The sequence below is a fragment of the Tepidibacter aestuarii genome, assembly GCF_934924865.1.
In the GTDB taxonomy this organism is placed as follows: Bacteria; Bacillota; Clostridia; order Peptostreptococcales; family Peptostreptococcaceae; genus Tepidibacter_A; species Tepidibacter_A aestuarii.
In genome coordinates, this window is record NZ_OW235315.1 from 3,121,520 (window position 1) to 3,146,835 (window position 25,316).

Sequence of the window (25,316 nt, forward strand, 5' to 3'; positions counted from 1 at the left end):
CCAAAAATCTAAAAAAAAAACTGCTTACAAAATATTTGTAAGCAATTTTTTTATCTTTAATCAAATTATAATATTTTAAACTTATGTATACCGTAGATGAATGAACAAAAGTGGCAAATCTTTAAAATAAATTTTATTTATCCTCAAACGTACTAATCAATTCTACCTTATCAGGAAGCTCTGCTAAAGTACTTTCAACTACTATGTACGGATGAGAATCTTCTGGTTTTTTATAAACAGAATAAACCTTCATATTCATCTTGTCATCTTCTTTGACCATTTCTATTTTGTCTATCTCAACTCCGTAATCTTTATTTTCTCCTCTTGTAACTATTACGTATACTTTATCCTTAATCTTACAAGCAAGAGCTCTTTCTTCATTAACGTATTTCGGCATTATATCAAGTATTTTATCTGGTATACTGTCTCTTTCTACCACAGTAAACTCTACAGCTTCAGCCTTATCACCTAAAAATTTGGGAACTACTAAAAATCCCCCAACAACTAGTATAATCGCGATAATTCCATACAATACCGCCTTAGTGTTCCATTTAATTTTCAAACCATATCACCTCCAAATCTTTTTATAATTATATGAATATGATTTGAATATTAGAACTTCCCAGATATTCAAAAAGATATGTCTATGTAATATTTTTAATCACATTTTCTTTACCCCTGAATATACTAGTAAAGTGTATCTTATTTTTAATCGGGAGTGATTTTATGAAAAACAAAACAAAGGAACTAGTAGAACTTATTTGTAAGACCGATGAATTTAAAAGACTTAAAAATGCAAAGAAAAATATAGATAAAAATAAAAACCTAAAAAAACAAGTAGAAGACTTTAAAAAAAGACAATTAAAAATTCAAAAATCAAAACTATCAAAGGAACAATTAAACTCGGAAATGACGAGACTTGACCATGATTTCAAAGTTCTACACGAAATACCTCAAGTTAATGAATTTTTTAAGTCTACCCAAGAATTTAACTCCATGATGTTCAATTTATTCAAGGAAATCAATATACTTCTCGATTCAAGGTTAAATTCAAAATAAAATTCCGTCTATTCGCTACGCACTGACTCATGTTGCCAACGATCCCTATGGGCTCCGTTGCTCAAAATAATTGCAAATGTAAATATTTAATCAATGTTACCCACATATTCAAAACTATATAATTCCTATAGAATAAAATAAAGAGGTGATTAATTTGAGTTCATTAAGAGATAGAAAGTACAAAGATGATTTACCCCTCAATACCGTAAACAAAATAAGAAAAATACTTTCCGACTTAGGAATTACTACAATAGAAACGGATTGGAAAAACTCAGCTAAAGGATTTTGTTCTGTAAGAGTCCAAATTGCAAATACTTCAATTGCAACTAACGGAAAAGGAACTTCTCATGAATACGCTCTTGCCAGTGCTTATGCAGAACTTATGGAAAGAATCCAAAACCAGACTTTCTTTAGATTAAACGACACCTTAAGCGAAAGTGCCATGTCATATAAAGATTTTTATTATGCTCCTGATGAAGAGTACCTAAGTGTAGATGACTTTATAAAAAGAAATGACGAATGGTGCTTATATCAGCTAAGTAAAATCAGCTCTAAAAAAGATAAATACGAACTGTTAAATAAATGGGCAAAAACATCTTATGAGCATACACCGCTTGATTTTGTAAGCATTCCTTATAAAAATTTAAATACTAATAAACTATCGTACATACCCGTTAACATGGTATCAAAAATATATATGTCAAACGGAATGTGTGCAGGAAATACATTTGAAGAAGCATTAATCCAAGGCATATCCGAAGTTTTAGAAAGACATGTCAATCAAGTTATAATAAAGGAAAAAATAACTCCGCCAGATATACCTAGAACATATATACAAAAATTCCCCAAATTAGATTCAATGATAACTCAAATAGAGTCTAAAGGTAACTACAAAGTTGTAATAAAAGACTGTTCATTAAATGAAAATTATCCAGTGCTAGCTGCTATATTTATAAATAAAGATAATCAAAACTACTTTATTAAATTCGGCTCTCACCCAGTATTTGAAATATCACTAGAAAGAACTTTAACTGAGCTTTTACAAGGTCAGGATATCAGTAATATGATGGGTCTTAAAGAGTATTCACACAAAAGTAATGTCTCTGATGAGTATCAGAATTTACTTGGAATACTAGTTAATGGCTCTGGATATTATCCAAGTGAATTTTTTAGTTCAAATTCAGATTATGATTTTAATGAATTTGAAGATACTTCAGATTTAGATAACAAAGAAATGTTAAATCATGTTACAAAACTATTAAATGATAAAGGCTTTAATATATTTGTTAGAGATTGTTCTTTTTTAGATTTTCCTTCTTATCATGTAATAGTTCCAGGCCTTAGCGAAGTAGATAAATTCGATGATACGGACTCACTAGATTACTATATAAAATTTATTCAAATAAAAAAACATATAAAAAATCTACGCAATTTATCAAATCAAGAAATTACAGATTTAATAGATTTAATAAATGAAGTTGGGTATAGTCCAAATGCATCTGTAACGCAAATATTGAATCTAGATAATGATAATAATATACCTTGGTATTATTCCAACATGGAATTATTCTTAAGTGCATTAAATTATAATCAAAAATACTTTGAGAAATCTTACAATCACTTCAACAAATATTTAAAATCTTTAAATCCAAAATATTGTAATAAAAATATTATAAATCACTATAAATGTGTTAGAGATTATATATCTATGCGTGATGATAATATAGACGATGAAAATATAGAAAAAAATCTAAAACTATTTTATAATAATAATTCAGTCAATAGTGTTATAAGTGAATTTAAATACCCAGAAAACATATTGAATATAAACTATATAGATGAATATAACTATAGAAATGAAAAAATATCTAGTAATCCAAATGATATTATATATAAATCATTAAAAGACAGATATATATTATCGAATGTAAACCAAAAGAGCTTATCTTTAGATTAATCTAAAGATAAGCTCTTCCATTTATATAACTTCTATATCTTTAATTTTTGTAACTATATTATTTCGAATGCTTTCTATTTTATCTTCATCTATATTATCTACCATCTCTTTTAAATGAGAATTTTTAGTTTTTCTATCCAATCCTAAAGATTTCAATTTATTCTCGTTTAAGTCTTCTAAAATAGTAATCACTTCATTATTTATGTACTCGTTCATAGCTGCTTCATTTTCTACTAATTCACTTAGGATTCTTTCATTTTCCATTTCATTAACATTAACTTCCAAGTTGATGACTATCTTAATTTGTCTTGACATATAGAACTCCTCCATCGATTAATTTTGTATAAAAAGTAACAAGATAATTATATACTATTAATCGATAAATGAGCACCAAAGTTAACATGTAATTTCTACCATTAATTCAACTTATAGTGTGTTTTTATCTCTAAAGAACTAGAGTATCAACTATTTTTAAGCAACAGAGTCGTAAGACTTGTTGGCGCCATGAGCCATGCGTTAGCATGAAGCGAATTTTATATATTATTGAATCTTCTATTACTTTTAACCCTTATGTGTTCCCCTATATTAGTTATGCAAAATATAGTGCTTATCATAAATACACCCGGAAATAAAGCTACCCACCATTTATTTAAAAGTATACTCTCTCTAGCGTCCATAAGCATAGAACCCCAAGATGGTAGATCTATAGGAAGTCCTAATCCTAAAAAGCTTAGTGTAGTCTCTGCCATAATTGCATTAGCTGAATTTACTGCTGACATGTATATTATGCTAGTCATATAATTAGGTATCAAATGCTTCTTCATTATGTATATAAAATCCGCACCCATGATCTTAGATGCTAAGACAAACTCTCTTTGCTTTAATTCAAGTACTTCACCTCTTACTATCTTCGCTATATTCATCCAGCTAGTTATGCTTATTACAAATATAATACTGCTAACCTTATTACTTTGAAGTATCGCTTGAATAAGTGTCATTATCAGCAAAGACGGAATACTGATCATTATATCTATAAACCTCATCATAATATCATCTATAATACCACCACAATATCCACTTATACTTCCATATACAGCTCCTATTACAGTAGATATAACCATAGATAATACCCCTATAATAATAGATATTCTTCCTCCATATAAAACTCTTGAAAATATATCTCTACCTAAATGATCTGTTCCAAATATATGTCCTTCAGACGGCGACATAAATATCTTAGATAACTCCATATTAGTTGGATCTATATTCGTAATTAAAGGTGCCAACATGCATGAAGATACTATTATAAACAATACAAGAGGTGAAAGAAATATATCTCCTTTAAATTTTAAATTCTTAAAAGAAAATTTCTTCTTTTCTATATTATTAGTTTCTCTTAAAACTCCAATAGGGGTAAAATCCATTTTAATTCATTCCTCTCTCTTTTAATCTCGGATCTATTAAGCTACTTAATATGTCAGATACTAAACTTGCTAATACAACTATAATACCTGTTAGCATAACCCCTCCCATTAAAAGAGGATAATCATGATACTTAGCTGATTCAAATATCAATTGTCCAAGACCTGGATATGAAAATATGTACTCTACAACAAAACCGCCAGCTATCAAGTGGCTAAAAGATAAAGACATCAGTATTATAATAGACGGCATTATCTTTTTAAGTGGATGTCTAACTATTATTTGAGATTTTGAAAGCCCCTTAGCTCTAGCAAGCAGTATATAATCTTCCTTCAATTCCTCTAAAACTTTATTTCTTACGAAATTCGAATAATATCCCAAGTGCCCAATTACTATAACTGTAAGTGGTAATATAAGATGGCTTATTCTATTTAAAATATCATTTTCCTTACCTATATCATAAACTCCAGATGATGGTAACATCCTCAAGTTTACACTAAATACTAAGATTAATATCAAGCTAATCCAAAATCCTGGTATACAATAAAGTAGTGTAGTACACCTTGTAATAACTCTATCTATTAGTTTTCCTTCATTTAGTGCGGCTACTAATCCAAACATTATAGATAATATAAACGTAAGAATGAGACAAAGACCTATTAATAAAACAGTGTTTGGCAAATGAGTGTTTATAACATCTTTGACCGGCATCTTATACTTATATGAATATCCTAAGTCACCTTTTATAGAATTTTTGACCCATATTCCATATTGATACATCAATGGCTTATTAAGTGCTAGATCTTCGATAGCCTGTTCTCTTACTTCACTTGATATTCTTTCTACTCCAGAACCATATACAGATACAAGAGGATCTCCTGGAGCTAAATGAGAAATCATAAATACCCCAAATGACAATATTATTATAGTTAATATAGATTCTCTAATTTTTTTAAAGATAAATTTCATCATTTAAGATATTAACTCCTTCCTAATATATAATAAAAAAAGCCATGAAAGCAAAACCCTTATAGGATTTCTTGCCTTCATGGCGTACATTCATTAGAAGATAATCTTCATGATTAACACTTCAATTATCTTTATGATAGCATAAATACCATAGAATGTAAATATATTTACTTAATATCCCACTCTTCTATATTCCATAAAAATCCTATTCCATGATGTCCAAGAACAGTGTCTTTAATACCAACTATATTATCCTTGGCTCCATAAACAGCATCTATATAAGCTAAGAATGTAAACGGTGGATCAAGTGCTAGTTCTTTTTGGAACTCCATATAATAAGGTTTTCTATCTTCTTCTTTAAGAGTAGTTCTTCCTTTAGTTATAAGCTCATCCACTTTTGAATTTGAATATGCATTTAAGTTCATTCCAGATTCTATTTGAGAAGAATGGAACACCTTATAAGTATGATCATCTGGATCATATGGGCTTCCCCATCCTATTAAAAATGCCTCTAAATTTCCCCAGTCTATCTCTGATTGTATATCAACTTTTGCATCTACTCCTATTTTTTCAAATTGATGACTCACTATATTTGACATATTAACTCTTACTGGATCTCCCTCAAAACAAGTTAATTTAAAAGATAATTTCTTACCATTTTTTTCAAAAATATTATCAGAATTTAATTTCCAACCATCTTGAACTAATATTTCTTTTGATTTTTGAGGATTATACTCATACTTTTCTACATCTTCGTTATTGTATGAACTCATTTGTAAAGGTCCATAAGCTACCTTTCCCATTCCGTTAAGCGCACTGTCTACTATCTCTTGTCTATTAACAGCATAACTTAATGCCTTTATAACTTCTTTGTCCTTGAATAAATCGTTATTAAAGTTGTACATTACCCCTCTGTAATCAGCAGTCTTTTCTCTATATAACTTAATACCTTCAACACCTTCAAAAACTTCTGTATCCTTTGGTTCAAGTTGAGCTAAGTCAATTTCACCTGATTTTAACTGCATAGCTCTAACCTTTTCATCTTTTATAATCTTAAATATTACTTTAGTAATCTTAGGGATATTATTGTAATAGTCCTTATTTGATGCTAACTGTATGTATTGTCCAGATTCCCACTTATCAAACTTATAAGGTCCTGTTCCAACTGGATTTTGATTAAACTCATCAGTGTTTAAATCCTTGCCCTCTAATAAATGCTTGGGAAGCATTCCAACAGATAAATAATCAAGTACAGCAACACATGGATCTTTTAAATGTAACTTAACATTGTACTTGTCCACAACTTCAACACTTTCTATCTCTTCATAATTTGATGCTATCTCAGAAGCATTGTCAGGATTCTTTATACTCTCTATTGTGAATTTAACATCATCCGCTGTAAATTCTTCTCCATCATGCCACTTAACACCTTCATTAAGTATAAAATTATATGTATTAGTGCTCTCATCAAATGTCCACTCTTTAGCTAAATCAGGTACAACTTTTCCGTCCTTATCATGCTTAGTAAGTCCTGTAAATATAAGCTTATGTATCTCTGCATGTTCATCAAGTGCTGGATTTATTCTTCCAGTCTCACTTACATTAGCTGTACCGTAAGTTAATACTTTCTCACCTTGTACATCATTACTCGATTGATCTTCTGTAGTAGAGCTGCATCCAGCTAACATTAAAACAACCATGGCAACACTTAAAAATAAACTTAAAATTTTTCTTTTCATATTTATCCCCCTTTATTTTTTATTAAACAACAAAAAACCATGAATGTACAAACCCATATTCCTATGGGATTTATTACCTTCATGGTTAATATATTCATATATTTATTTGACACAATTTTATCATACTTTTAAAAACATGTAAACATTATTTTTCTAATGGTAAACTTTCATCTCCAGCCCATTCATAAAAAGAAGCATCATAGTTCATAGAATTTTCATATCCAGTCATCTTGAACACCATAGTTATATATGCTGAACGAATACCTCCCGTACAATAAGAAACAACAGTGTCATCCTTATCTATTCCAGCTGATTCAAATATTTTTTCAAGATTTTCTTGACTCTTGATTCTTCCGTCTTCTTTAAATAAATCTGTATATACTATATTTATAGATCCTGGAAGGTGTCCTCCTCTTTTTTCTCCATATTTAACAGCACCATCATATTCTGATGAATCTCTACTATCTACTATCTTTATTTTTCCTAAGTTATCATTGATCCAATCTGTATCAGCATTTAAAGATTTATCAAAAGACTCTACTTTAAAGTCTGTTTTATTAATAGTAGGCTCTTCTTTAGATACATCATATCCTTTTACATTCCAATACTGCCATCCACCATTTAACATTTTAGTATTTTCTAAATTAGCCATTCTAAGCATCCAAACTATTCTTCCGTCTTCTCCCCATCCATTCTTATTATCAGAGTAAGCAACTATAGTCTTTTTATCATCTATTCCTACTTCTGATAACTTTTCAGATAGTTTTTCGGGTTTAAGAACTACACCCCAACCTTTGTCTCCAGGTTTTCCACTCATATCAGCAAATTGAGTCCAAGACACATTTACAGCCCCAGGTATATGTCCTTTTTTATATTCTTCTTCACTTCTTGTATCTAATACTAATATATCTTCTTTATTTAAATTATCATTTAGCCAATCAGCCTCAACTATGTAATCATTGTTAGTATATTTTTCAGTTGTATTAGCTTCAGTATTATTATCACTTACATTATTACTAGTGCATCCAACTGCTAAAATTACAGTTAAAATAGCAACTATTACTAAGTATACTTTTTTCATAGATAAACTCCCCTTTTCTTATGTTTTTATACACTTGAAGTATATCATAGGGTGTCTAAATGTTATAATAGGTTTTTTCTATACCTGAGATGCATTGTATTTATTTTTTTTATAAAACTACAGACTATGCCTTATTAATTATCCTAAAAATTCTAAACTCCGGTTGGTCAAACAATGAATTTTTTTAACGGATATTTAAACGGTATAATCTAAGTCTTATTAAAAAATATTTAAATCAGCAGCTAACATTTTAATCCTCAGCATTTTAAATCAATGTGAATTTGCTATACTCATTTGCTATTGCAGTTGTTTTGAATTTTATAGTTAGCTTTATTTTGCCATACTATATCATTAGCTATTCATAACCTACATTATGCGAAGTAGAAAGACTCCTAGTTAGGAGTCTTTTTTGAATAAATATCTAAATTTATGTTTAGGGCATAGTTTCTATCTAAATTATAAGATTATGCAAAGTTTAACCAGTTACTTTACGCCTGGTGGCATGTTTGCTGGTTCTACCTCTAATACCTTTTATTGTAGTATTGTAAATACTAATAACCTGTGTTTTATGGTAATGGATGGAAAGAAATACATGAAGTGATTGATAGCATAGATTTAAGTGGCTATATGAAATAAATAATATAAAGATTACAACTAATTTACAACTATATGAAAGTTTTATAATATTCATAGTTTATTATCATATTAAATTAATAAATAAATTATCAAAAACACAGGAGGTTGATTCAAATGAAAATAAAAAGTAAAATAGCAGGTTTTCTAATAATGGGAATTTTAGCAGGAGGGACAGTAGGCATTAATGCATCGGCTAAGGATTTTAATAATTTGTCAGATTCTGAAATGAAAAAGCAAGAAGCAATTTATTTACAAAGTCTAGAAAAAGTTAAAAGTGATATATCAAAAGAAGAAGCTTTAGACATTGTTGCTAATTCATATGATAAATATTTTGGGATTAAGGTAGATATTAAAAACTTTAATGATATTGAATTCTTAAAAACTAATAGCTTTTGGACTTCAGTATACCTAGATAATGCTAATAATAAGGTTTATTTTGCAACTTTAGAGAAAGATGGAAAAGTTAAAGAGATAGGATATGAAGGAGACAATAAATCGTTGGGAGAAATTGAACAAGCTATAGAAAAAGCAAATTCAAATAAAGAAGAAGCTATTAAAATAGGAAAAGCTTTTATACTTGAAAAAGGATTTGTAAAAAATGCTGAAGAAATAAGCTTTTTAAGAGTAGGAAATAATGCAGAATATGATTTTGTATATGGAAAAGATGAAAAAACAGGAGATGATAAAGTAATATACATGACAATAGATACTAGCAATAAAAAAGTAACTTCTATAAACTTTGATTTTGAAAAATCTAAATAAAATAGCTACATACTAAATTACATAACCCATTAGCACAAAAAAATCTGTTGTTTATCTTGGAGTTTTTTGTGCTTTTAATTTTATTTATGCCTAAAATATATAAATTTTGTTTATATAAAACCAAAATGTTATAAAACACATGTTTGAAACAAGAAAAGCAACTCTAAATAAACACTTTTTATAAAAAACCTCCCAATTCTATATCGGTGGACAACGAAATATATGTAAAAGCCGGCCACATAGATTGAATTTTTCATTTCAATACAAATACTTATTCTTTATTTCAGCAGTAATCCATGTGGTAATTGGAAATATTACATAAAAGGGAAAATGATAATAGGGCCATGTATGTATACTAAATTCATAATAATACATTACGCTTTTATATTGATTATAGGATAAATTAAGTACAAGTAAAGAAGCAGGTGTTATAATAAAACGATAATCTGTAAATCCGAATAATTTTGTAATTCCTTTACACATGCTCAGTAAGAATATACATATCTTAATGAAACCACCTAAAATAAATGTAATGGTTATAATGATTTCTATTCTTTGTAGGACAAAACCAATGTCTATTCTTGATATAGTAGTATAAGTAGGGTAATAAGAACTTACTACAGTATGGATTCCTAACACTAAAAGATTTGTGATAGAAAGTATCGCTAAATATGTTCCTCCTGTCAATAAACCTGTAGTATAAACTTTATAAGGAGATCCGTTTGTCTCAAAATTTGAAAAGATCATTGTAAATACGACTAATTGAACAAGAGGAAATATAAAAACAGTAAAAGCACCTTCTAAAACTGGTTGGATACCATCACTTAATACAGGACGAAAATTATTTATGTCCATATTAGGAATTAATAATATTATGATAATGACTAAAGTTATAATCGGTATATTAAGAAAAAATCCACTAAATCTGCCTAAGACCTCAATGCCTTCTTTTATTCCCCAAATACATAAAATAGCTAAAACTATCTCTGGAATAATTTGAGGCATTTCGGGAAAGCTGATTATTTTAATGAATTGACCATAGGTAACTAATATATCGCTAGCTAAAAAGAAAGCGAACCAAGTATATAATATAATGATTATTTTGCCTATGAATTTTCCAAAGCAAATTTCAACAATATCAAATAAATCTTTATCAGGAAAAATATGATGCAGTCTTGCAAATATAAGTGTCATAGGAAATACAAGTAATATGCCTAGAATAAAGGCTAACCATATATCTTGTTTAGCCTCTATTCCTTGTGCATATATGGAAGATCCGCCTACTAGAAACAAAAATAAAATTGCAATACCTTGCTTATCTGAAATAACTTCTTTATTCATTGCTTACTCCTTCAAGTTTATTTATTATAAATTTTATATTAAATATCATATTTTATATTATTCCTCAATTACCCAAATTTATTAAAAAACGCTTGTTGAGTACTAATACAATGAATAGAATACAACGTAAATATGTAAAAACAAAAACAATTAAATTTGAAATAAATTTCAAAATCAGATAGCTGTTAATCTAAATATTAATATATATTGCACTTCTATATTGTCTAAAAATAAAATTACGTTAATAGAAAGTCCATTAATTAATCCTTAAATACTGCTTTAGGAACTAGTTAGGGGCTTTTTTTATTATTTTATTGTAAAATAGTAGTTAATTTATGCTTAATTCATTGTAAAAATGGTAAAAACATAGTAATTTTATTGCAAATCAAATTATAAAGGAGAAATTTTCTAATGAAAAGCATATTAAATTTTAACATATCAATATTATTAACAATTTTAAATTGGATAATAGTAATAATTGCTTTTTTAAGCATAGGAAATAAATCAAGATATAATACAAAGGAATTCTTTAACTTAAATCAAATATTAGCTTATTATGTGTATCTGTCGTTTATTCCAGCAGTTGTAAGTGCTATTATTGCAGCTAGAAATTTTATTAACAAAACCATTACATTGAAAAATCTTGTAATTAGTTTAAGTATTAATATAACTTTTTTGGTTATATATATCGCATTTATATGGTTTTCTTTTTATCTTAGTAGACATGGATAAACGGTTTGAATAGAGGCTAATTGTAGTTTCCCTCAAAAAGCTGATTGAGAAAATAGGAGAGGTGTCAGAAACTTAAGTTTTTAAGTTGTATTAGCCTTGAATGGAACTGAAAATTTTAAATTCTACAGTGTGAATAGACTATAGTTTAAATAAACAGCGTAGACATATATGGATCTTGTTTATTTAGAACTGTTTTTCTTGTTCTAAAACACGTATTTTATAATATACTGATTTTAGATAAATAGAATCTATATATTTATATTACCCCCAGTTCTATGTATAACTTAGTAAAAGCCTTTAAGATGAATTTTAAGATGAATCTTTACATATTATTTCTTACTCATACTCAAAGTTTAAACTCTAAACTTAAAAATGAGGCTCATTAAAATGTTAGCTACTTTTAGGTTAATATTTTTCCATATAACTTAGATTACTAATACTTAATATACATTAAAAAACTTTTTTGTCTGACCGTAGTGAGTTTAAAAGTTTTAGGATGTTCAGTATTCGTAATCTTTAGTTATATAAAAATATTGACTAAGTAGCGGTATTTTAATAAGCCTCATTTATTTGATCAACCACTGTGTTTTATACTATCTAATCTTTTTATTAGTTTATATAAATTTAATTTTGTTTACATATCATAATATAAATTACCACTATGTTTTTAGTTGTGTTTTTTGATTTAGCAACCCCCATATTCTCCAATTGGTGTTATTCTAAATCCTTTTCTAAACCATCCATTTGCATAATCTATATTTATTGTAGACATATTCATTGAAAGATTTTTATCTATTAAAAATTTAAACCCATTCTCTTCTACAAATATATCTTCATCTTTTGACTCATCCAGAGACATTGACAAAACTGGACCACCTCAACCAATAGATTGTTTAAATATCCTTAATGAATGATTTGGTAAATTCTTTTTCTCTAAAAAATGTTTAAGCTCTTTTTGTGCATCTTCAGTTATATTTATTTTCATTTTCGCCCCTCCTAAATACCCCACAAGGGTATATCTTCTGTATAATTCTATACTCTCATTTATATTTTGTCAAGTAATATCAACTTTTATTATGTCATTTTTTATTTTCTTTTTATTAGTTGAGATAAAACTAATTTTGTTTACATATCATAATATAAAGTACATAGGGGGTCATAAGTGTGTTTTTCATTAATAATCTTATATATACATTTTTAATTGCATTAGGAGTAATAATTGGTGCGAGCTTTTTTGCTGGAATTGGAGCTTTGATTAATAATCATCCTCCACTTAAAACCATGATTGATATATCAAGTTCAATTAAGATTTGGGCAATAGCTGTTAGCCTAGGAGGAACCTTTTCATCATTTGAAATTATTGAACAAGGAATATTGAAAGGAGAAATTAAATCTGTAGTAAAACAATTAGCATACATTATGTCTGCCCTTACTGGAGCAAATCTTGGATATTTAATTATTAAGTTATTATGGAAGAGTGGAAAATTATGGGGAGATTAAAACTAAAATATTTATTTTCTATAATGTCAGGAATAATAATCGGGGTAATAATAGGAGCATTTATTATTATTTCGTTGGTTAGTTATAGAGTTGATAAATACTATGAGGAAATACAAAAGCTTAAAGTTGCAATAGAAGAAAGAGACGAACGATTAAAAAAGCTTGAACAATCCCTAAATAATAAGAAATTAATTCTTAAAGACATTCAGATTGTATTAACACATGAAGGAGATGAAATAGATAAAATTACGATTGAGAAGTATGCTAAAGATAAATATCATAAATTATTAGGACGTGAGGTTGAAACTATTGATGTTGACATAATAGAAGAAATTATTGATAAAAGAATTTTCAAACTAAAAAACAAAGAATACCAACTTAAAGCAACTAAAATAATCTTAACAGATGTATTAAAAATTTGGATAGAAACCAAGCTAATTGAAGGGGCTAATATTGAGTAAATTATTATATTAAGTTTAATATATAAAATTACCTCCTAAAGATAGTTTACGCTGCGATTGTAATTACGTTTACTTTAGGAGGTTTATTTTAGATTTAAGGTATTTTATCTAGGTTTATGAAAGTTCTTTTCCTAATTTATCAGCTACTAATATTGCTGCATAAACATCATTAGCTGTTACTTTAAATGGCATGTTGTGAATTGTCTCACCCTCAGCTACTGATAATTTTGCTACTTTACGTAATTGTTCTTCTGTTGCAGTATGTGCATTTATAGCCTCTAGTGTTACAGGAAGACCTACATTGTTGCAAAAATCTATTACCTCTTTAATCTCTTCCATAGGCGCATTCTCTAATACTAATTGAACTAATGTCCCAAATGCTACTTTTTCTCCATGAGAAAAATGATGACATTCTTCAAGTGCTGTTAAACCATTATGGATTGAATGAGCAGCAGCAAGCCCACCACTTTCAGCACCAACCCCACTTAAATATGTATTTGCTTCAATAATTTTTTCTACAGATGTATTAGATACATTATTTTCTACAGCTAATTTTGCTTTAACTCCATCAGAAAGTAAGGTTTTATAGCATAACTCTGCTAAAGCAAAAGCTGCTTCTGTTACATAAGCACCTAATAATGATAGTTCATTTGAATGCTTGCAAGCACGAACTTCAAAGTATGTTGCTAAAGCATCTCCCATACCAGAAACTAATAATCGTGCTGGTGCTCCTGCAATTATTTTTGTATCCATAAGTACTATTGCTGGATTAGTTGGTAAAAATAAATACTCATCAAATACTCCTTCTTCTGTATAAATTACCGTAAGTGCTGTACACGGTGCATCAGTAGATGCAATAGTCGGAACAACCATCACTGGGTATTCAGTATAAAAAGCAATTGCTTTTGCTGTATCAAGAGTTTTACCTCCACCAATACCAACAATCATATCACAACCTTTTTCTTCTACAATAGCTTTTAAACGATTTATTTCTACTTTTGAGCATTCTCCATTAAATACTTCCATAACATACTCTCTATCATTTGATAAATAACTTGCATCAACAATATCTTTTGTTAATCCAGTAACAAAGCTATCTGCAATAATGAACGGTTTTTTAGCAAAATACTTTGTATAATTTTCAATACGTGATAATTCACCATAACCTTGAACATATTTACTTGGACTATTAATAATTTTAGCTAACATATGCTTCACTCCTATCATTTTATACAGTTATTATGAAAAATACGATGTATAATTAATATAATATATTTTTCATAACTATTTATAAGCAATAGCTATGCCAACTTTATAGAAACTATAAGATATTAATTGTTAATTAAGTAAATGCCATTATAAATAAAATCTTTTTGAGATAACTAATTTTACCAAGAAACATATCATAATATTTGTTTTTCAACAAATAATTAAATAACAATGATATTTTCTATATCTTATTATAAGTAAATACTTTTACAAAATGAAATTGCTTTATTCAACAAAGATATACCTTTTATTCTATATTAAAAGTCTAATATTAGTATAAACTCTCGAATCGGGAAAAATTTTATCCCAAAATGGGATATTTTATATTTTTTTCCCATTTTGGGATAAAACAATATTGTATTCTTTTATTTTTCTATACATAGATGATTTCCCAATATTAATAAGTTTACTTGCTTTGATAACATTTCCATTACAATGCTTCAATGCTTTAGTAATTAGCTCTTTTTCCATTTGTTTTAAAGGTTTTATTTCTAAATCATCTTTAGAATCGGATATAAAGCATTTATTATCATCTATATCTTCTTGAATATGTTCCAGTAATAATGAAGCGTCTATACACTCACTATCAGATATATAATAAGCCCTTTGTATTACATTTTGGAGTTCCCTCAGATTACCATTCCATGCATGTTTTTTTATATTACTTAAAAATGATTTATCAAAATACTTATTTTGTTTATAATTATTTTCATTCAATTTATTTAAAAAATACTGGGAGCAATGTATAATGTCTTCAGGACGTTCTCTTAGTGGTGGAATATATAGCTTTAAAACATTTAATCTATAAAATAAATCACTTCTAAAATTTTTCTTGTCCACCTCATCATATAAATTTCTATTAGTAGCTGCTATAATTCGTACATCTAATTTTCTTTCATAAGTACTACCTATTCTTGTTACTACATAATTATCTAAAATACGAAGCAATTTTGCTTGAATCTCTAATGGTAGTTCACCAATTTCATCTAAAAATATTGTTCCTTTATTTGCTAGTTCAAACTTTCCAGGTTTTCCTTCTTTAGATGCTCCTGTAAACGAACCCTTTTCATATCCAAAAAGTTCACTCTCAACTAATTCTTTTGGAAGCGCAGCACAGTTAATTGCAACAAACGGTCCACTTTTTCTAGGACTGCTACTATGAATAGAGTGAGCAAATAACTCTTTTCCCGTACCACTTTCCCCTTGAATTAAAACCGGACAATCATTTTGAGCCATCTTTTTTGCAGTTTCAATTAATGAAATTAATCTAGGATTTTTTGTTATTATATCACTGAAAGTATAACTAGAGGAGTTACCGACTACTCTATTAACAACATCTCTAACTATATCAAGTTTTTTAACAGAAATAACAACCCCAAAATACGAACCCTTTTCAATTGCTGGTGAAATAGTAACACTGCACTCTATTCTCTTTGTACCTATATATAAAGTTGTTTCACTATATTTTATAGTATTGTTTATGTTAAAAATATCATTATCCTTTAATATGTCTTTTAATAAATATTTAATATCAATATTAAGTATTTGTTTCTTAGGTATTTTTAAAATTTCACATAATTTTTTATTAAAATTTTTGATCTTATAATTAGTTCCTAATATTAAAATACCATCTTCAATGGAATCAAATGACACATCAATCCATTTTCTATGTTCAATTATTGAAAGTTGATTTTGAATTGCATTTGCAGCTGCAACTACAATTCCTAATGTATGAGGATGAAAATCATAAAAATCTCCTGATAAATCAATAATTCCTATTATTTTACCTTCATTGTTATGAATTGGAGCTGCTGAACAAGTCCATCCATGTTGAAGCTTACAGTAATGTTCAGTGCCTAAAGTCTGAATTGGCTTATCTAAACTTAAACAAGTTCCAATAGCATTAGTCCCAACATTTTTTTCAGTCCATTTACAACCTTTTATAAAGTTTAATTCATCTCTTTTTTTGGCCCCCAATTTATTCCATATAGCCTCAATTATAATGCCATTTTCATCACATAATATAATGGCATAACTAGAATCTTTTACTATATTATATAAATCCATCATGATGGGTTTTGAAACTTCAATTAGTTGTCTATTTTTCTTTAAAACATTATCTAGTTCTTCTTTAGGAATTAGTTCTCCAAAACCCTTATTATAATCTACTTTATATTTTTTGCATCTTTTCCATGAATCTAATATATCAGTTCTTATATTAAGTAAATCTTCTTTTCCTTTAATAAAATTTTGCCAAGCTAACCTAGTCTCTTCAATTCTTCTTTTCATATTAACTCCTCTACAAAAAATATTTTAATATAAATAGTTTTTATAAATGCTTAATATTAATAATACCACATATAGTAAAATTATAACTTCAAACTAATAACCTTATTGTATAAGTTCCTGTATACTAAAAGAAGCTAAGATAAAAATGCTAGCTTTTAACCTATTAAAGACTTTCTTTAACTGCTTTTACTATATTATTATCTGTTAAACTATAATTTTCTAACACAGTATTATAATTGTCATAATGTAAATCGTTTAATTATTCTTTTAAAACCCATACTATAATCAAACAGTATTATGAAGAAATATAATTTTTTTGGTTAAACTATAAAATAATTACTTATATTTATGGGAGGTCTCAAGGTGAACAAAGAAGTTATATCTGATACACATGGAATATGTCTTATGACTATGTTCATAGTAGGAACTTCCTCAATGCAAGTGTCAGGCTTAGCATCTGAACAAGATTTGTGGCTGAGTATTATCATGTCAATACTTATGGCTGTACCTCTAATGTTTGTATATTCTAGATTATACGAACTGTTTCCAGGCAAGAATATATTAGATATTGCTGAGATTTGTTTTGGAAAATTTATTGGGAAAATATTAATAGCATTATTTGCTTTTTATATGATAGAAGAAACATTTGAGGTCTTAAGAAATACAGGACAATTTATTTATACAGTTGGCCTTATTGAAACTCCATTAATAACTCCTACAATATTTATAACACTCTTATGTATTTTTGCAACAAAAGAAGGAATTGAAGTAATAAGTAGGTTCTCAAAGCTTTTTTTGCCTATACTTATTGGTTTTATATTATTTTTCTCTGTATCTTCAATTCCAAATATGGACCTAAGTAATATTTATCCTATACTTGGCAGTGGATTAAAGCCGGTTGCAAAAGGAACATTTCAAACTTTTTTGTTTCCATTTGCACAAACAGTAGGATTTACTATAGTATTCTCTAGTTTAAAGAAAAATAAGTCTTCCTATAATATATATTTTACAAGCCTATTTTTAGGAGGTCTTTTAATATTTATACTTTCGCTAACAAGTCTTTTAGTTTTAGGAATAAATTCTACTACATCTGTATATCATCCTACATATCTTGCCGCTGCAAGAATAAACATTGGACCTTATATGAGAGGGATAGAAATATTAATAAGTACAATATTGATATTAGCAGCATTTATAAAAATAAGCATTCTTTTATTAGCTGCTTGCATATCTACAACTCATTTATTTAATTTAAAAGACTATAGATTCATAGTAACTCCTATTGCTTTACTTTCACTTAATATATCTTATTTTATGGTTGATAATATAAAAGAATATTGGGAATGGTCGGAGAAAGCATGGTATCATTTTTCTTTTCCATTTCAAGTAATTCTACCTATTTTCATATGGTTTTTTGCTGAAATTAAGAGTAAAAAAAGCTAGCATAAAAATGCTAGCTTTTAACATATTAAAGACTTTCTTTAACTGCTTTAACTATATCATTAGCTGTTAAACCATACTTTTCTAATAAATCATTAGGAGTTCCTGACTCACCAAAAGTATCCTTAACACCAACTTTTTTAACCTTAACTGGACAATTCTCAGCTACAACTTCACTAACTGCAGATCCTAATCCACCTATTACACTGTGCTCTTCTGCTGTTACTATAGCTTTTGTTTCTTTAGCAGCTTTTATTATTATATCAGTGTCTATAGGCTTTATAGTAGGCATATTTATAACTCTTAAAGATATACCTTCTTCTTTTAACATCTCATGAGCCTTCATAGCTTCATTTACCATTATTCCACAAGCGATTACAGTAGCATCTGTTCCTTCTAGAACTTCAACGCCTTTACCTATTTCGAATTTATAGTTTTCATCGAATATAGTAGGTACTGCCGATCTACCAAGTCTTACGTAAACTGGTCCGTTGTATTTAGCTACTTCAAATATAATTTGTTCAGCTTCTACTCCATCAGCTGGAACTATTACAGTCATATTAGGAATAGATCTCATTATAGCCATATCCTCTACTGATTGGTGAGATGCTCCATCTTCTCCAACTGTAAGACCTGCATGAGTTGCACATACCTTTACATTTAATTTAGGATAACAAACAGAGTTTCTTATTACCTCAAAAGCTCTACCAGCTGCAAACATTGCAAAAGTACTTGCAAAAGGAATCTTTCCAGCAGTTGACATACCAGCTGCTGCTCCTATTAAGTTTTGCTCTGCTATTCCCATATTAAAAAATCTTTCAGGGAAAGCCTTTTGGAAACCTGCTGTTTTTGTAGATTTTGAAAGGTCTGCATCAAGTACTACTACATTTTCGTTCATTTGTCCAAGTTTAACAAGGGCATTACCATAAGCTTCTCTTGTTGCTATTTTTTTCATTACTTAACACCTCCTAATTCTTTTAAAGCTACTTCTAGATCTTCATCACTAGGAGCTGTTCCATGCCATCCAGCTTGATCTTCCATGAATGAAACGCCTTTACCTTTAACAGTCTTAGCTATTATCATTGTTGGTTTTCCTACTGTTTCTCTAGCTGAATCAAGTGATGCAAATATTTGATCAAAATCATGTCCATCTATTTCTATTACATTCCATCCGAAAGCCTTGAATTTATCAACAACTGGATAGATATTCATTACATCTTCATTCTTACCATCAATTTGAAGTCCATTGAAGTCTAAGAAAGCAACTAAGTTATCTAATTTATAGTGAGCAGCACTCATAGCAGCTTCCCATATTAAACCTTCTTGAATTTCTCCATCTCCAAGTATAGTATATACTCTCCAAGGAGCATTATCCATCTTAGATGCCATAGCCATACCGCAAGCAACAGAGAATCCTTGTCCTAAAGATCCTGTAGACATTTCAACTCCAGGAGTTCCTTTCATATCAGGATGTCCTTGAAGCATAGAACTTATCTTTCTTAATTTGAATAACTCTTCCTTTTCAAAGTATCCTTTTTCAGCAAGAGCACTATATAAAACAGGGGCTGCATGTCCCTTTGATAATACGAATCTATCTCTATCTTCCTTCTTAGGATTTTGAGAATCTATATTCATCTCGTCAAAATATAAAGCTGTAACTATTTCAACACAAGATAAAGAACCTCCTGGATGACCTGATTTCGATTCATTAATCATTTGAACTATGTTCTTTCTTACACTAGTAGCAATTTGCTTCAATTCATTATGATCTCTCATTTATTACCCTCCTTTTTATATTTTAACTAAAATATATTTAAAAAATTTAACTGACACTATGATCTCATAGGCTTGAAACCTTCACCTAAAACTTCATGTACATTTGCAACCATTATAAATGCAAATTCATCTACATCTTTTACTATATTTTTTAATTTAACCTCTTGACTCCTATCAACCACTACCAACAATACATTTTTATCATTCTTAGTATACATTCCTTTTCCATTTAGAGAAGTGACTCCTCTTCCTAGAATTTGCATTATTTCATCACTTATTTCATCTGGCTTTGATGATATTACAAAGAATGCTTTAGAATAACCCATACCCTCTATTATAAAATCGGCCATTTTAACAAGTATGTATAGAGCAATTATAGAGTATAGAGATGTTTCTATATTTTTATTTACAAAACCTGCAAGTGCTACTATGCAAAGGTCTATACACATCATAAGTTTAGGTGTACTTATATTAGGAAAATATTTATTTAGTATTGCTCCTGCTAGATCTGTTCCACCTGTAGTTCCTCCAGATTTAAACACAAGACCTATTCCAACTCCTGTAATAAGACCTCCGTATATAGTCGATAACAACATATCATTAGTAGGTATGTATCCATAAGACATTTTTGAAACTAACTCTATAAAAAATGATAATGCTAATGTAGCATAACCAGTTTTTGCTCCAAAAGCTTTTCCAAGAATTATAACTCCAGCTATAAAAAGTGGAATGTTTATAACTAGGTTTGTTACTGAAACAGATATACCTGTGATCTTTTTGATAACTATCGCAAGACCAGTAACTCCACCAGGTGCTATTGTATGTGGTGCTAGAAATAAATCTATTGCTACTGCCATTAAAGCACATCCAATAGTTATAAGTGTATATTCAATTAGTATAGTACTCCAGTGCTTTTTCTTCATATTATACTTCCCCTTTATCTATTTTTTGACTATCACCTGTACAATGAATTTAGGAAGCAACATCATTCTTTTGTATCTCCATGGTTCTTTTACAAGTCTATAAAACCATTCAAGTCCAAACTTTTGATAGACCTCAGGTGCTCTTTTAACTTCTCCTGCATATACATCAACGCTTCCTCCAACACCCATAAACACAGATGTATCTACTTCATCTTTATATCTTTGAATCCATAATTCCTGTTTTGGTGCCCCAAACGCGACAAATAATATGTCAGGTTTTATTTCATTTATCTTTCTTATAACTTCTTTTTCCTCATCATGACCTTCATGGCCTATATGATGACCTTTGAAGTACCCATGGTGAGCTCCTGAGTTCTTTATGTTAGGATATTTCTTAACTATATTCTCAACTGCTTTATCAGCAACTCCAGGTTTCCCACCTAGTATGAATATAGATTTATTGTTTTCATTACAGTAATTCAGTATGTTCTCCATAAGATCAATTCCTGTAACTCTTTCAGTTAAAGGATTTTTTATTATTTTAGAAGCTATTACAAGACCTATTCCATCTGGTATAACTAAATCCGCCTCTTTTATTATATTTAAGAATTTCTCATCATCCTTAGCCATCATAACTATTTCACTATTAGGTGTTACTATAACACTTTTTTTATCTCTATCAAAAAAATTACTAGATGCATTCAATGCTTCGTTCATATCTACTTTATGTACTGGAACTCCTAAAATATTAATTCTTTCCAAAGTATTCACCTCTATTTTCAATCAAATCCATCAATATCTTATTGTGAATATCGGTTATTTCCCTGAATTCATCTTTTTTTCTAGATATTAACTCTCGTTCGTAATCTATATTATCTATTAAACATTTTACCTCATTCATTATATCATTAAAATTTATATTTAAAATAGATATAACATTATTTTTTTCAATAAAATTTAAAAAATTATTTATTTTCGGATCATATGAAAGTCCTACAACAGGTACACCCATCAAAACCGAAAATATAAGTGCGTGAAGCCTCATTCCTATTAAAAAATCTAGATTACCGACCAAAGATATATATTCATCTACATAAAGATATTTATCTAATACAAATACATTTTTTCTATATTTTTTATCTATACTCTTATAAATCTCTTTTATTATACTCGAATCTGCATAAAAATGGAAAGGTATAAATAACACTTGATAATCATATTCCTGAACCAATTTTTCGCATACCTTACAGATTTCTTCTACTATTTGTTTATTATTCTTCCATGGCCTTATAGAAAAACCAACTATCTTCTTATCAAAATCTATATTTATATCCCTTAATATATCTTTTCCAATCTCAATATCTGGCTTTTTAATCCCAAACACCGTATCCATCGTAACTAATATATCCTTTTGTATACCCATATTTATAAGCTCTTGTTTAGAATTTTCATCTCTTACATTTATAAAGTCAACCTTGTTTAAAACCCTTTTTAAAAGATTTCGGTTGTAATTTTTGTTAACAGGACCTATTCCTTGAGAATATATCATAACCTTTTTATTTAAGATCTTTGCTATATTTATTATAGCTAGATAATAAAGAATAGACCTCTTTGAAGTTACATCTTGAAGTAGTGATCCTCCTCCACTAACTAATAAATCACAGTCTTTAATTTCTTTTATTATACTAAACAGATTCATTCTCTTTATAGATCTTACATTATGCTTTTTTGAAGTGAATTCAGGATACTGAGATAAGACAACTATCTCAGTATCCTGATTAAAACCTTTTATTCCATCTATTATTCCTTTAAGTATAGCTTCATCTCCGATATTATTAAAACCATAATATCCAGATATAACAACTTTAGGCATTTATTTTTCTCCCTTCAATCTTTCTCCATATAAAATCGATTAGAAGAATACCTATACCTCCTATTATAACTCCAAATACTATCTCATAATTAGTTCTAATATAAGATAAGTAAAGAGGTGCTCTTATATGAGAGAAAGTGTTGACTATGTTTCCTTGACCTATTACAACTAGTAACGATAGGGGGAATATAGACCACTTTTGGTTTTTAAACGCTAGATACATCATCAAAATAAATCCAGGATGAGCCATTAAGAATGACTTATTTCTAGGTCTTGCAGTTAAAAATAACTCTAACATATTTCTAGACAGTAACTCTAAGCTCGAAGGCTTTATATTAGTTTCATGTCCAGTTCTAGCTATAAACACAATCCCTATAGCCAAAAATGCACATAAAACTATAACATGTCCTATTTTTATATCTTCTTTAAACAGTTTTATTATCTCATTTAAACTTATTCCGTCTCTTTCTTCTTCTCTCTTATATCCAAATATAGATAAATAAAGTAATACAGTAACCATTATAGGTGCTATCTGAGATACCTTAACCCCTCTGAATATATCCATCTCAAGTAAAAACTTACTATCAAGTAAAAGAGACACTTCAAATAAAGCACCTATTAAAGATATCATACATGCTATCATCAATGTTATTATTCCTTTTAATAGGATATTCAATGCATTCATATTGTTTTTAGTTTTTAAAGCAGCTCTAACAATATACAATATAAACGCCATACTTATAGAAGGCATTGCTATAGTTGCAAGTAATGCAAAGATTTTATCTAAAAGATCCGCTTTAATACCTAAGCCGTATAAAAGTGCAGTACCTACTGATGATAATCCAAATAATATATTCATATACTTATACTTTATATTTACTAAGTTGTCTATTAATATTAAAAATGCAGCTATTATACCTAAAACTATAGGTATGTGTATCAATCTATTAGGATGAACTTCTCTCATAGAATTGACCTTGCCAATTTTCATATTATGACCTTTTTGTATTCTATTATCAAATTCTTCAAATCGTTGCTTGTATATGCTCATATCTGTTACATACTTACCTTGTTTATCTATAAAAGGTTTAAAGTATATAATTCTTACATTTCTCTCTGTTACAGCTCTGTACATAGAATTTATTATCTCTTCTCCATGGTGATGAAGAGGTATCTCATAATCATATCGTTCTTGAACCCAGTCCCATACATTAAAAACTCTTGTAGCATAATACCCACTATCCTCAACTAATTTATTAAGACCTTTTTGATCTATATTTTCTCTTTGGACATTAGTTTCAATCATACCTATTACCATATTTCTATTTTTAAGCTCTTTTTTTAAGTAATCAGTATCATAACCAAAACCTAAAGCTTCTCCACCAGCAAATATTATAGAACTTGGATGAATGTCCTGTTCATCTAAAAATTCAAAATAATATTTTATGCTTTTTTCATCCTCATACTCAGATAAGTATATAGGTCTTGGAAGAACCTCAAGTCCACTAGACTTTATCATATCTATATCTGATTGTAAGAACCCAAGTCCCAAAAACTCAAGCTTAGACCCTTCTAAAACCTTACTCATTCCTACATAATCTCCATGTACATCATAAAGCTTAGTTTCATCATATATGTAATCTTTGTTTTCACCTTTTACTCTTATAGTATTAGAGTCTATAACTTCTACTCTACTAGGTCCTATTTTTCTTTTAAATCCTTCTAATATAAAATCGTATATACTTTCATCTGCACTTACTATTAAATCATACCCATCTATACTAGTTTTTATGTTATATTCTTTTCTGTTTTTTAAGGTATTTATAGTAGATTCATTTAAAGCAACCGTACTTATTTTCATATCCTTAAACTCATCTAAAAAATACTTTAAATCCTTATCACTTTCATCTTGCATCTTAATCACTTGATCATAATCAAGAACAATCTCAACATTTTTGTATTCGTTTTCAATACCATTTCTTTGAAACACTAGCACACTAGAAAATAGTATAGCTATGATTAGAAATATACTAAATAGTCTATTTACCTTCAAGTTCATTCCTCCTCCACTTTTGACAAGAAAATAA

23 protein-coding genes are annotated in these 25,316 nt (G+C 28.6%); 7 read left to right on the forward strand and 16 right to left on the reverse strand.

Annotated elements, in window-relative coordinates:
- Window positions 1-133: 133 nt before the first annotated feature.
- Window positions 134-562, reverse strand: a complete 429-nt coding sequence (locus tag M2214_RS15200) for a hypothetical protein (protein WP_248480619.1) — start codon at window positions 560-562, stop codon at window positions 134-136.
- 164 nt (window positions 563-726) lie between these two features.
- Between M2214_RS15200 and M2214_RS15205 the strand changes: the two genes are divergently transcribed.
- Window positions 727-1,059 (forward strand): YlbF family regulator, encoded by a 333-nt coding sequence (locus M2214_RS15205; RefSeq protein ID WP_248480621.1) that lies wholly within the window; start codon window positions 727-729, stop codon window positions 1,057-1,059.
- Window positions 1,060-1,213: 154 nt separating this feature from the next.
- Entirely contained in the window at window positions 1,214-3,016 is a 1,803-nt protein-coding gene (locus M2214_RS15210) for a YcaO-like family protein (RefSeq protein WP_248480623.1), read from the forward strand.
- A gap of 21 nt (window positions 3,017-3,037) precedes the next feature.
- Here the strand turns inward: M2214_RS15210 and M2214_RS15215 are convergent, their stop codons facing one another.
- The 5 genes from M2214_RS15215 to M2214_RS15235 form a co-directional block, all read right to left on the reverse strand.
- On the reverse strand, window positions 3,038-3,331 hold the full coding sequence (locus M2214_RS15215) for a hypothetical protein (RefSeq protein ID WP_248480625.1): 294 nt from the start codon (window positions 3,329-3,331) through the stop codon (window positions 3,038-3,040).
- Between the two features lie 218 nt (window positions 3,332-3,549).
- A complete protein-coding gene (locus M2214_RS15220; protein WP_248480628.1) occupies window positions 3,550-4,440 on the reverse strand; it encodes an ABC transporter permease in 891 nt (296 codons plus the stop codon).
- A 1-nt stretch (window position 4,441) separates the two neighbouring features.
- Window positions 4,442-5,410, reverse strand: coding sequence for an ABC transporter permease (locus M2214_RS15225; RefSeq protein ID WP_248480630.1), 969 nt, complete (start codon window positions 5,408-5,410; stop codon window positions 4,442-4,444).
- A gap of 164 nt (window positions 5,411-5,574) precedes the next feature.
- A complete protein-coding gene (locus M2214_RS15230) occupies window positions 5,575-7,146 on the reverse strand; it encodes an ABC transporter substrate-binding protein (protein ID WP_248480638.1) in 1,572 nt (523 codons plus the stop codon).
- A gap of 145 nt (window positions 7,147-7,291) precedes the next feature.
- On the reverse strand, window positions 7,292-8,227 hold the full coding sequence (locus M2214_RS15235) for a sulfurtransferase (protein WP_248480640.1): 936 nt from the start codon (window positions 8,225-8,227) through the stop codon (window positions 7,292-7,294).
- A gap of 750 nt (window positions 8,228-8,977) precedes the next feature.
- Between M2214_RS15235 and M2214_RS15240 the strand changes: the two genes are divergently transcribed.
- Window positions 8,978-9,625: a hypothetical protein gene (locus tag M2214_RS15240; RefSeq protein WP_248480642.1), complete on the forward strand. Its 648-nt coding sequence runs from the start codon at window positions 8,978-8,980 to the stop codon at window positions 9,623-9,625.
- A gap of 258 nt (window positions 9,626-9,883) precedes the next feature.
- Here M2214_RS15240 and M2214_RS15245 read toward each other — a convergent pair whose 3' ends face one another.
- Window positions 9,884-10,966 carry a GerAB/ArcD/ProY family transporter gene (locus tag M2214_RS15245; protein ID WP_248480644.1) on the reverse strand — a complete coding sequence of 361 codons (1,083 nt, stop codon included), beginning with the start codon at window positions 10,964-10,966 and terminating at the stop codon, window positions 9,884-9,886.
- Between the two features lie 411 nt (window positions 10,967-11,377).
- Between M2214_RS15245 and M2214_RS15250 the strand changes: the two genes are divergently transcribed.
- On the forward strand, window positions 11,378-11,698 hold the full coding sequence (locus M2214_RS15250; protein ID WP_248480646.1) for a hypothetical protein: 321 nt from the start codon (window positions 11,378-11,380) through the stop codon (window positions 11,696-11,698).
- A 685-nt stretch (window positions 11,699-12,383) separates the two neighbouring features.
- Here M2214_RS15250 and M2214_RS18375 read toward each other — a convergent pair.
- Window positions 12,384-12,683 (reverse strand): iron-sulfur cluster biosynthesis family protein, encoded by a 300-nt coding sequence (locus M2214_RS18375; RefSeq protein ID WP_334302864.1) that lies wholly within the window; start codon window positions 12,681-12,683, stop codon window positions 12,384-12,386.
- 179 nt (window positions 12,684-12,862) lie between these two features.
- On the opposite strand from M2214_RS18375, the gene M2214_RS15260 reads away from it, so the two are divergent.
- Together M2214_RS15260 and M2214_RS15265 are read left to right on the forward strand one after the other, a co-directional pair.
- The gene (locus M2214_RS15260; RefSeq protein ID WP_330651512.1) at window positions 12,863-13,198 is read left to right on the forward strand and encodes a YtrH family sporulation protein; all 336 of its coding nucleotides are present in this window, start codon (window positions 12,863-12,865) and stop codon (window positions 13,196-13,198) included.
- Entirely contained in the window at window positions 13,186-13,659 is a 474-nt protein-coding gene (locus M2214_RS15265; protein WP_248480650.1) for a hypothetical protein, read from the forward strand. Before M2214_RS15260 ends, M2214_RS15265 begins: the two co-directional genes overlap by 13 nt.
- A 114-nt stretch (window positions 13,660-13,773) precedes the next feature.
- Here M2214_RS15265 and M2214_RS15270 read toward each other — a convergent pair whose 3' ends face one another.
- Window positions 13,774-14,868 carry a glycerol dehydrogenase gene (locus tag M2214_RS15270; protein WP_248480652.1) on the reverse strand — a complete coding sequence of 365 codons (1,095 nt, stop codon included), beginning with the start codon at window positions 14,866-14,868 and terminating at the stop codon, window positions 13,774-13,776.
- Between the two features lie 381 nt (window positions 14,869-15,249).
- The gene (locus M2214_RS15275) at window positions 15,250-17,217 is read right to left on the reverse strand and encodes a sigma-54-dependent Fis family transcriptional regulator (RefSeq protein WP_248480662.1); all 1,968 of its coding nucleotides are present in this window, start codon (window positions 17,215-17,217) and stop codon (window positions 15,250-15,252) included.
- A gap of 363 nt (window positions 17,218-17,580) precedes the next feature.
- Between M2214_RS15275 and M2214_RS15280 the strand changes: the two genes are divergently transcribed.
- Window positions 17,581-18,660 carry a GerAB/ArcD/ProY family transporter gene (locus M2214_RS15280; protein ID WP_248480664.1) on the forward strand — a complete coding sequence of 360 codons (1,080 nt, stop codon included), beginning with the start codon at window positions 17,581-17,583 and terminating at the stop codon, window positions 18,658-18,660.
- A gap of 25 nt (window positions 18,661-18,685) precedes the next feature.
- Here the strand turns inward: M2214_RS15280 and M2214_RS15285 are convergent, their stop codons facing one another.
- The 6 genes from M2214_RS15285 to M2214_RS15310 are packed head-to-tail and all read right to left on the reverse strand — an operon-like array spanning window position 18,686 to window position 25,282.
- Window positions 18,686-19,612: a transketolase family protein gene (locus tag M2214_RS15285; RefSeq protein ID WP_248480666.1), complete on the reverse strand. Its 927-nt coding sequence runs from the start codon at window positions 19,610-19,612 to the stop codon at window positions 18,686-18,688.
- A complete protein-coding gene (locus M2214_RS15290; RefSeq protein WP_248480667.1) occupies window positions 19,612-20,433 on the reverse strand; it encodes a transketolase in 822 nt (273 codons plus the stop codon). Before M2214_RS15290 ends, M2214_RS15285 begins: the two co-directional genes overlap by 1 nt.
- Window positions 20,434-20,489: 56 nt before the next feature.
- Window positions 20,490-21,356, reverse strand: coding sequence for a YitT family protein (locus M2214_RS15295; RefSeq protein ID WP_248480669.1), 867 nt, complete (start codon window positions 21,354-21,356; stop codon window positions 20,490-20,492).
- 18 nt (window positions 21,357-21,374) lie between these two features.
- Window positions 21,375-22,127, reverse strand: a complete 753-nt coding sequence (locus M2214_RS15300) for a WecB/TagA/CpsF family glycosyltransferase (protein ID WP_334302865.1) — start codon at window positions 22,125-22,127, stop codon at window positions 21,375-21,377.
- Window positions 22,105-23,229, reverse strand: coding sequence for a polysaccharide pyruvyl transferase CsaB (gene csaB, locus M2214_RS15305; RefSeq protein ID WP_248480673.1), 1,125 nt, complete (start codon window positions 23,227-23,229; stop codon window positions 22,105-22,107). The genes M2214_RS15300 and csaB overlap by 23 nt, the downstream gene beginning before the upstream one ends.
- Complete coding sequence (locus M2214_RS15310; RefSeq protein ID WP_248480675.1) at window positions 23,222-25,282, reverse strand: DUF5693 family protein; 2,061 nt, start codon at window positions 25,280-25,282, stop codon at window positions 23,222-23,224. The genes csaB and M2214_RS15310 overlap by 8 nt, the downstream gene beginning before the upstream one ends.
- Between the last annotated feature and the right edge of the window lie 34 nt (window positions 25,283-25,316).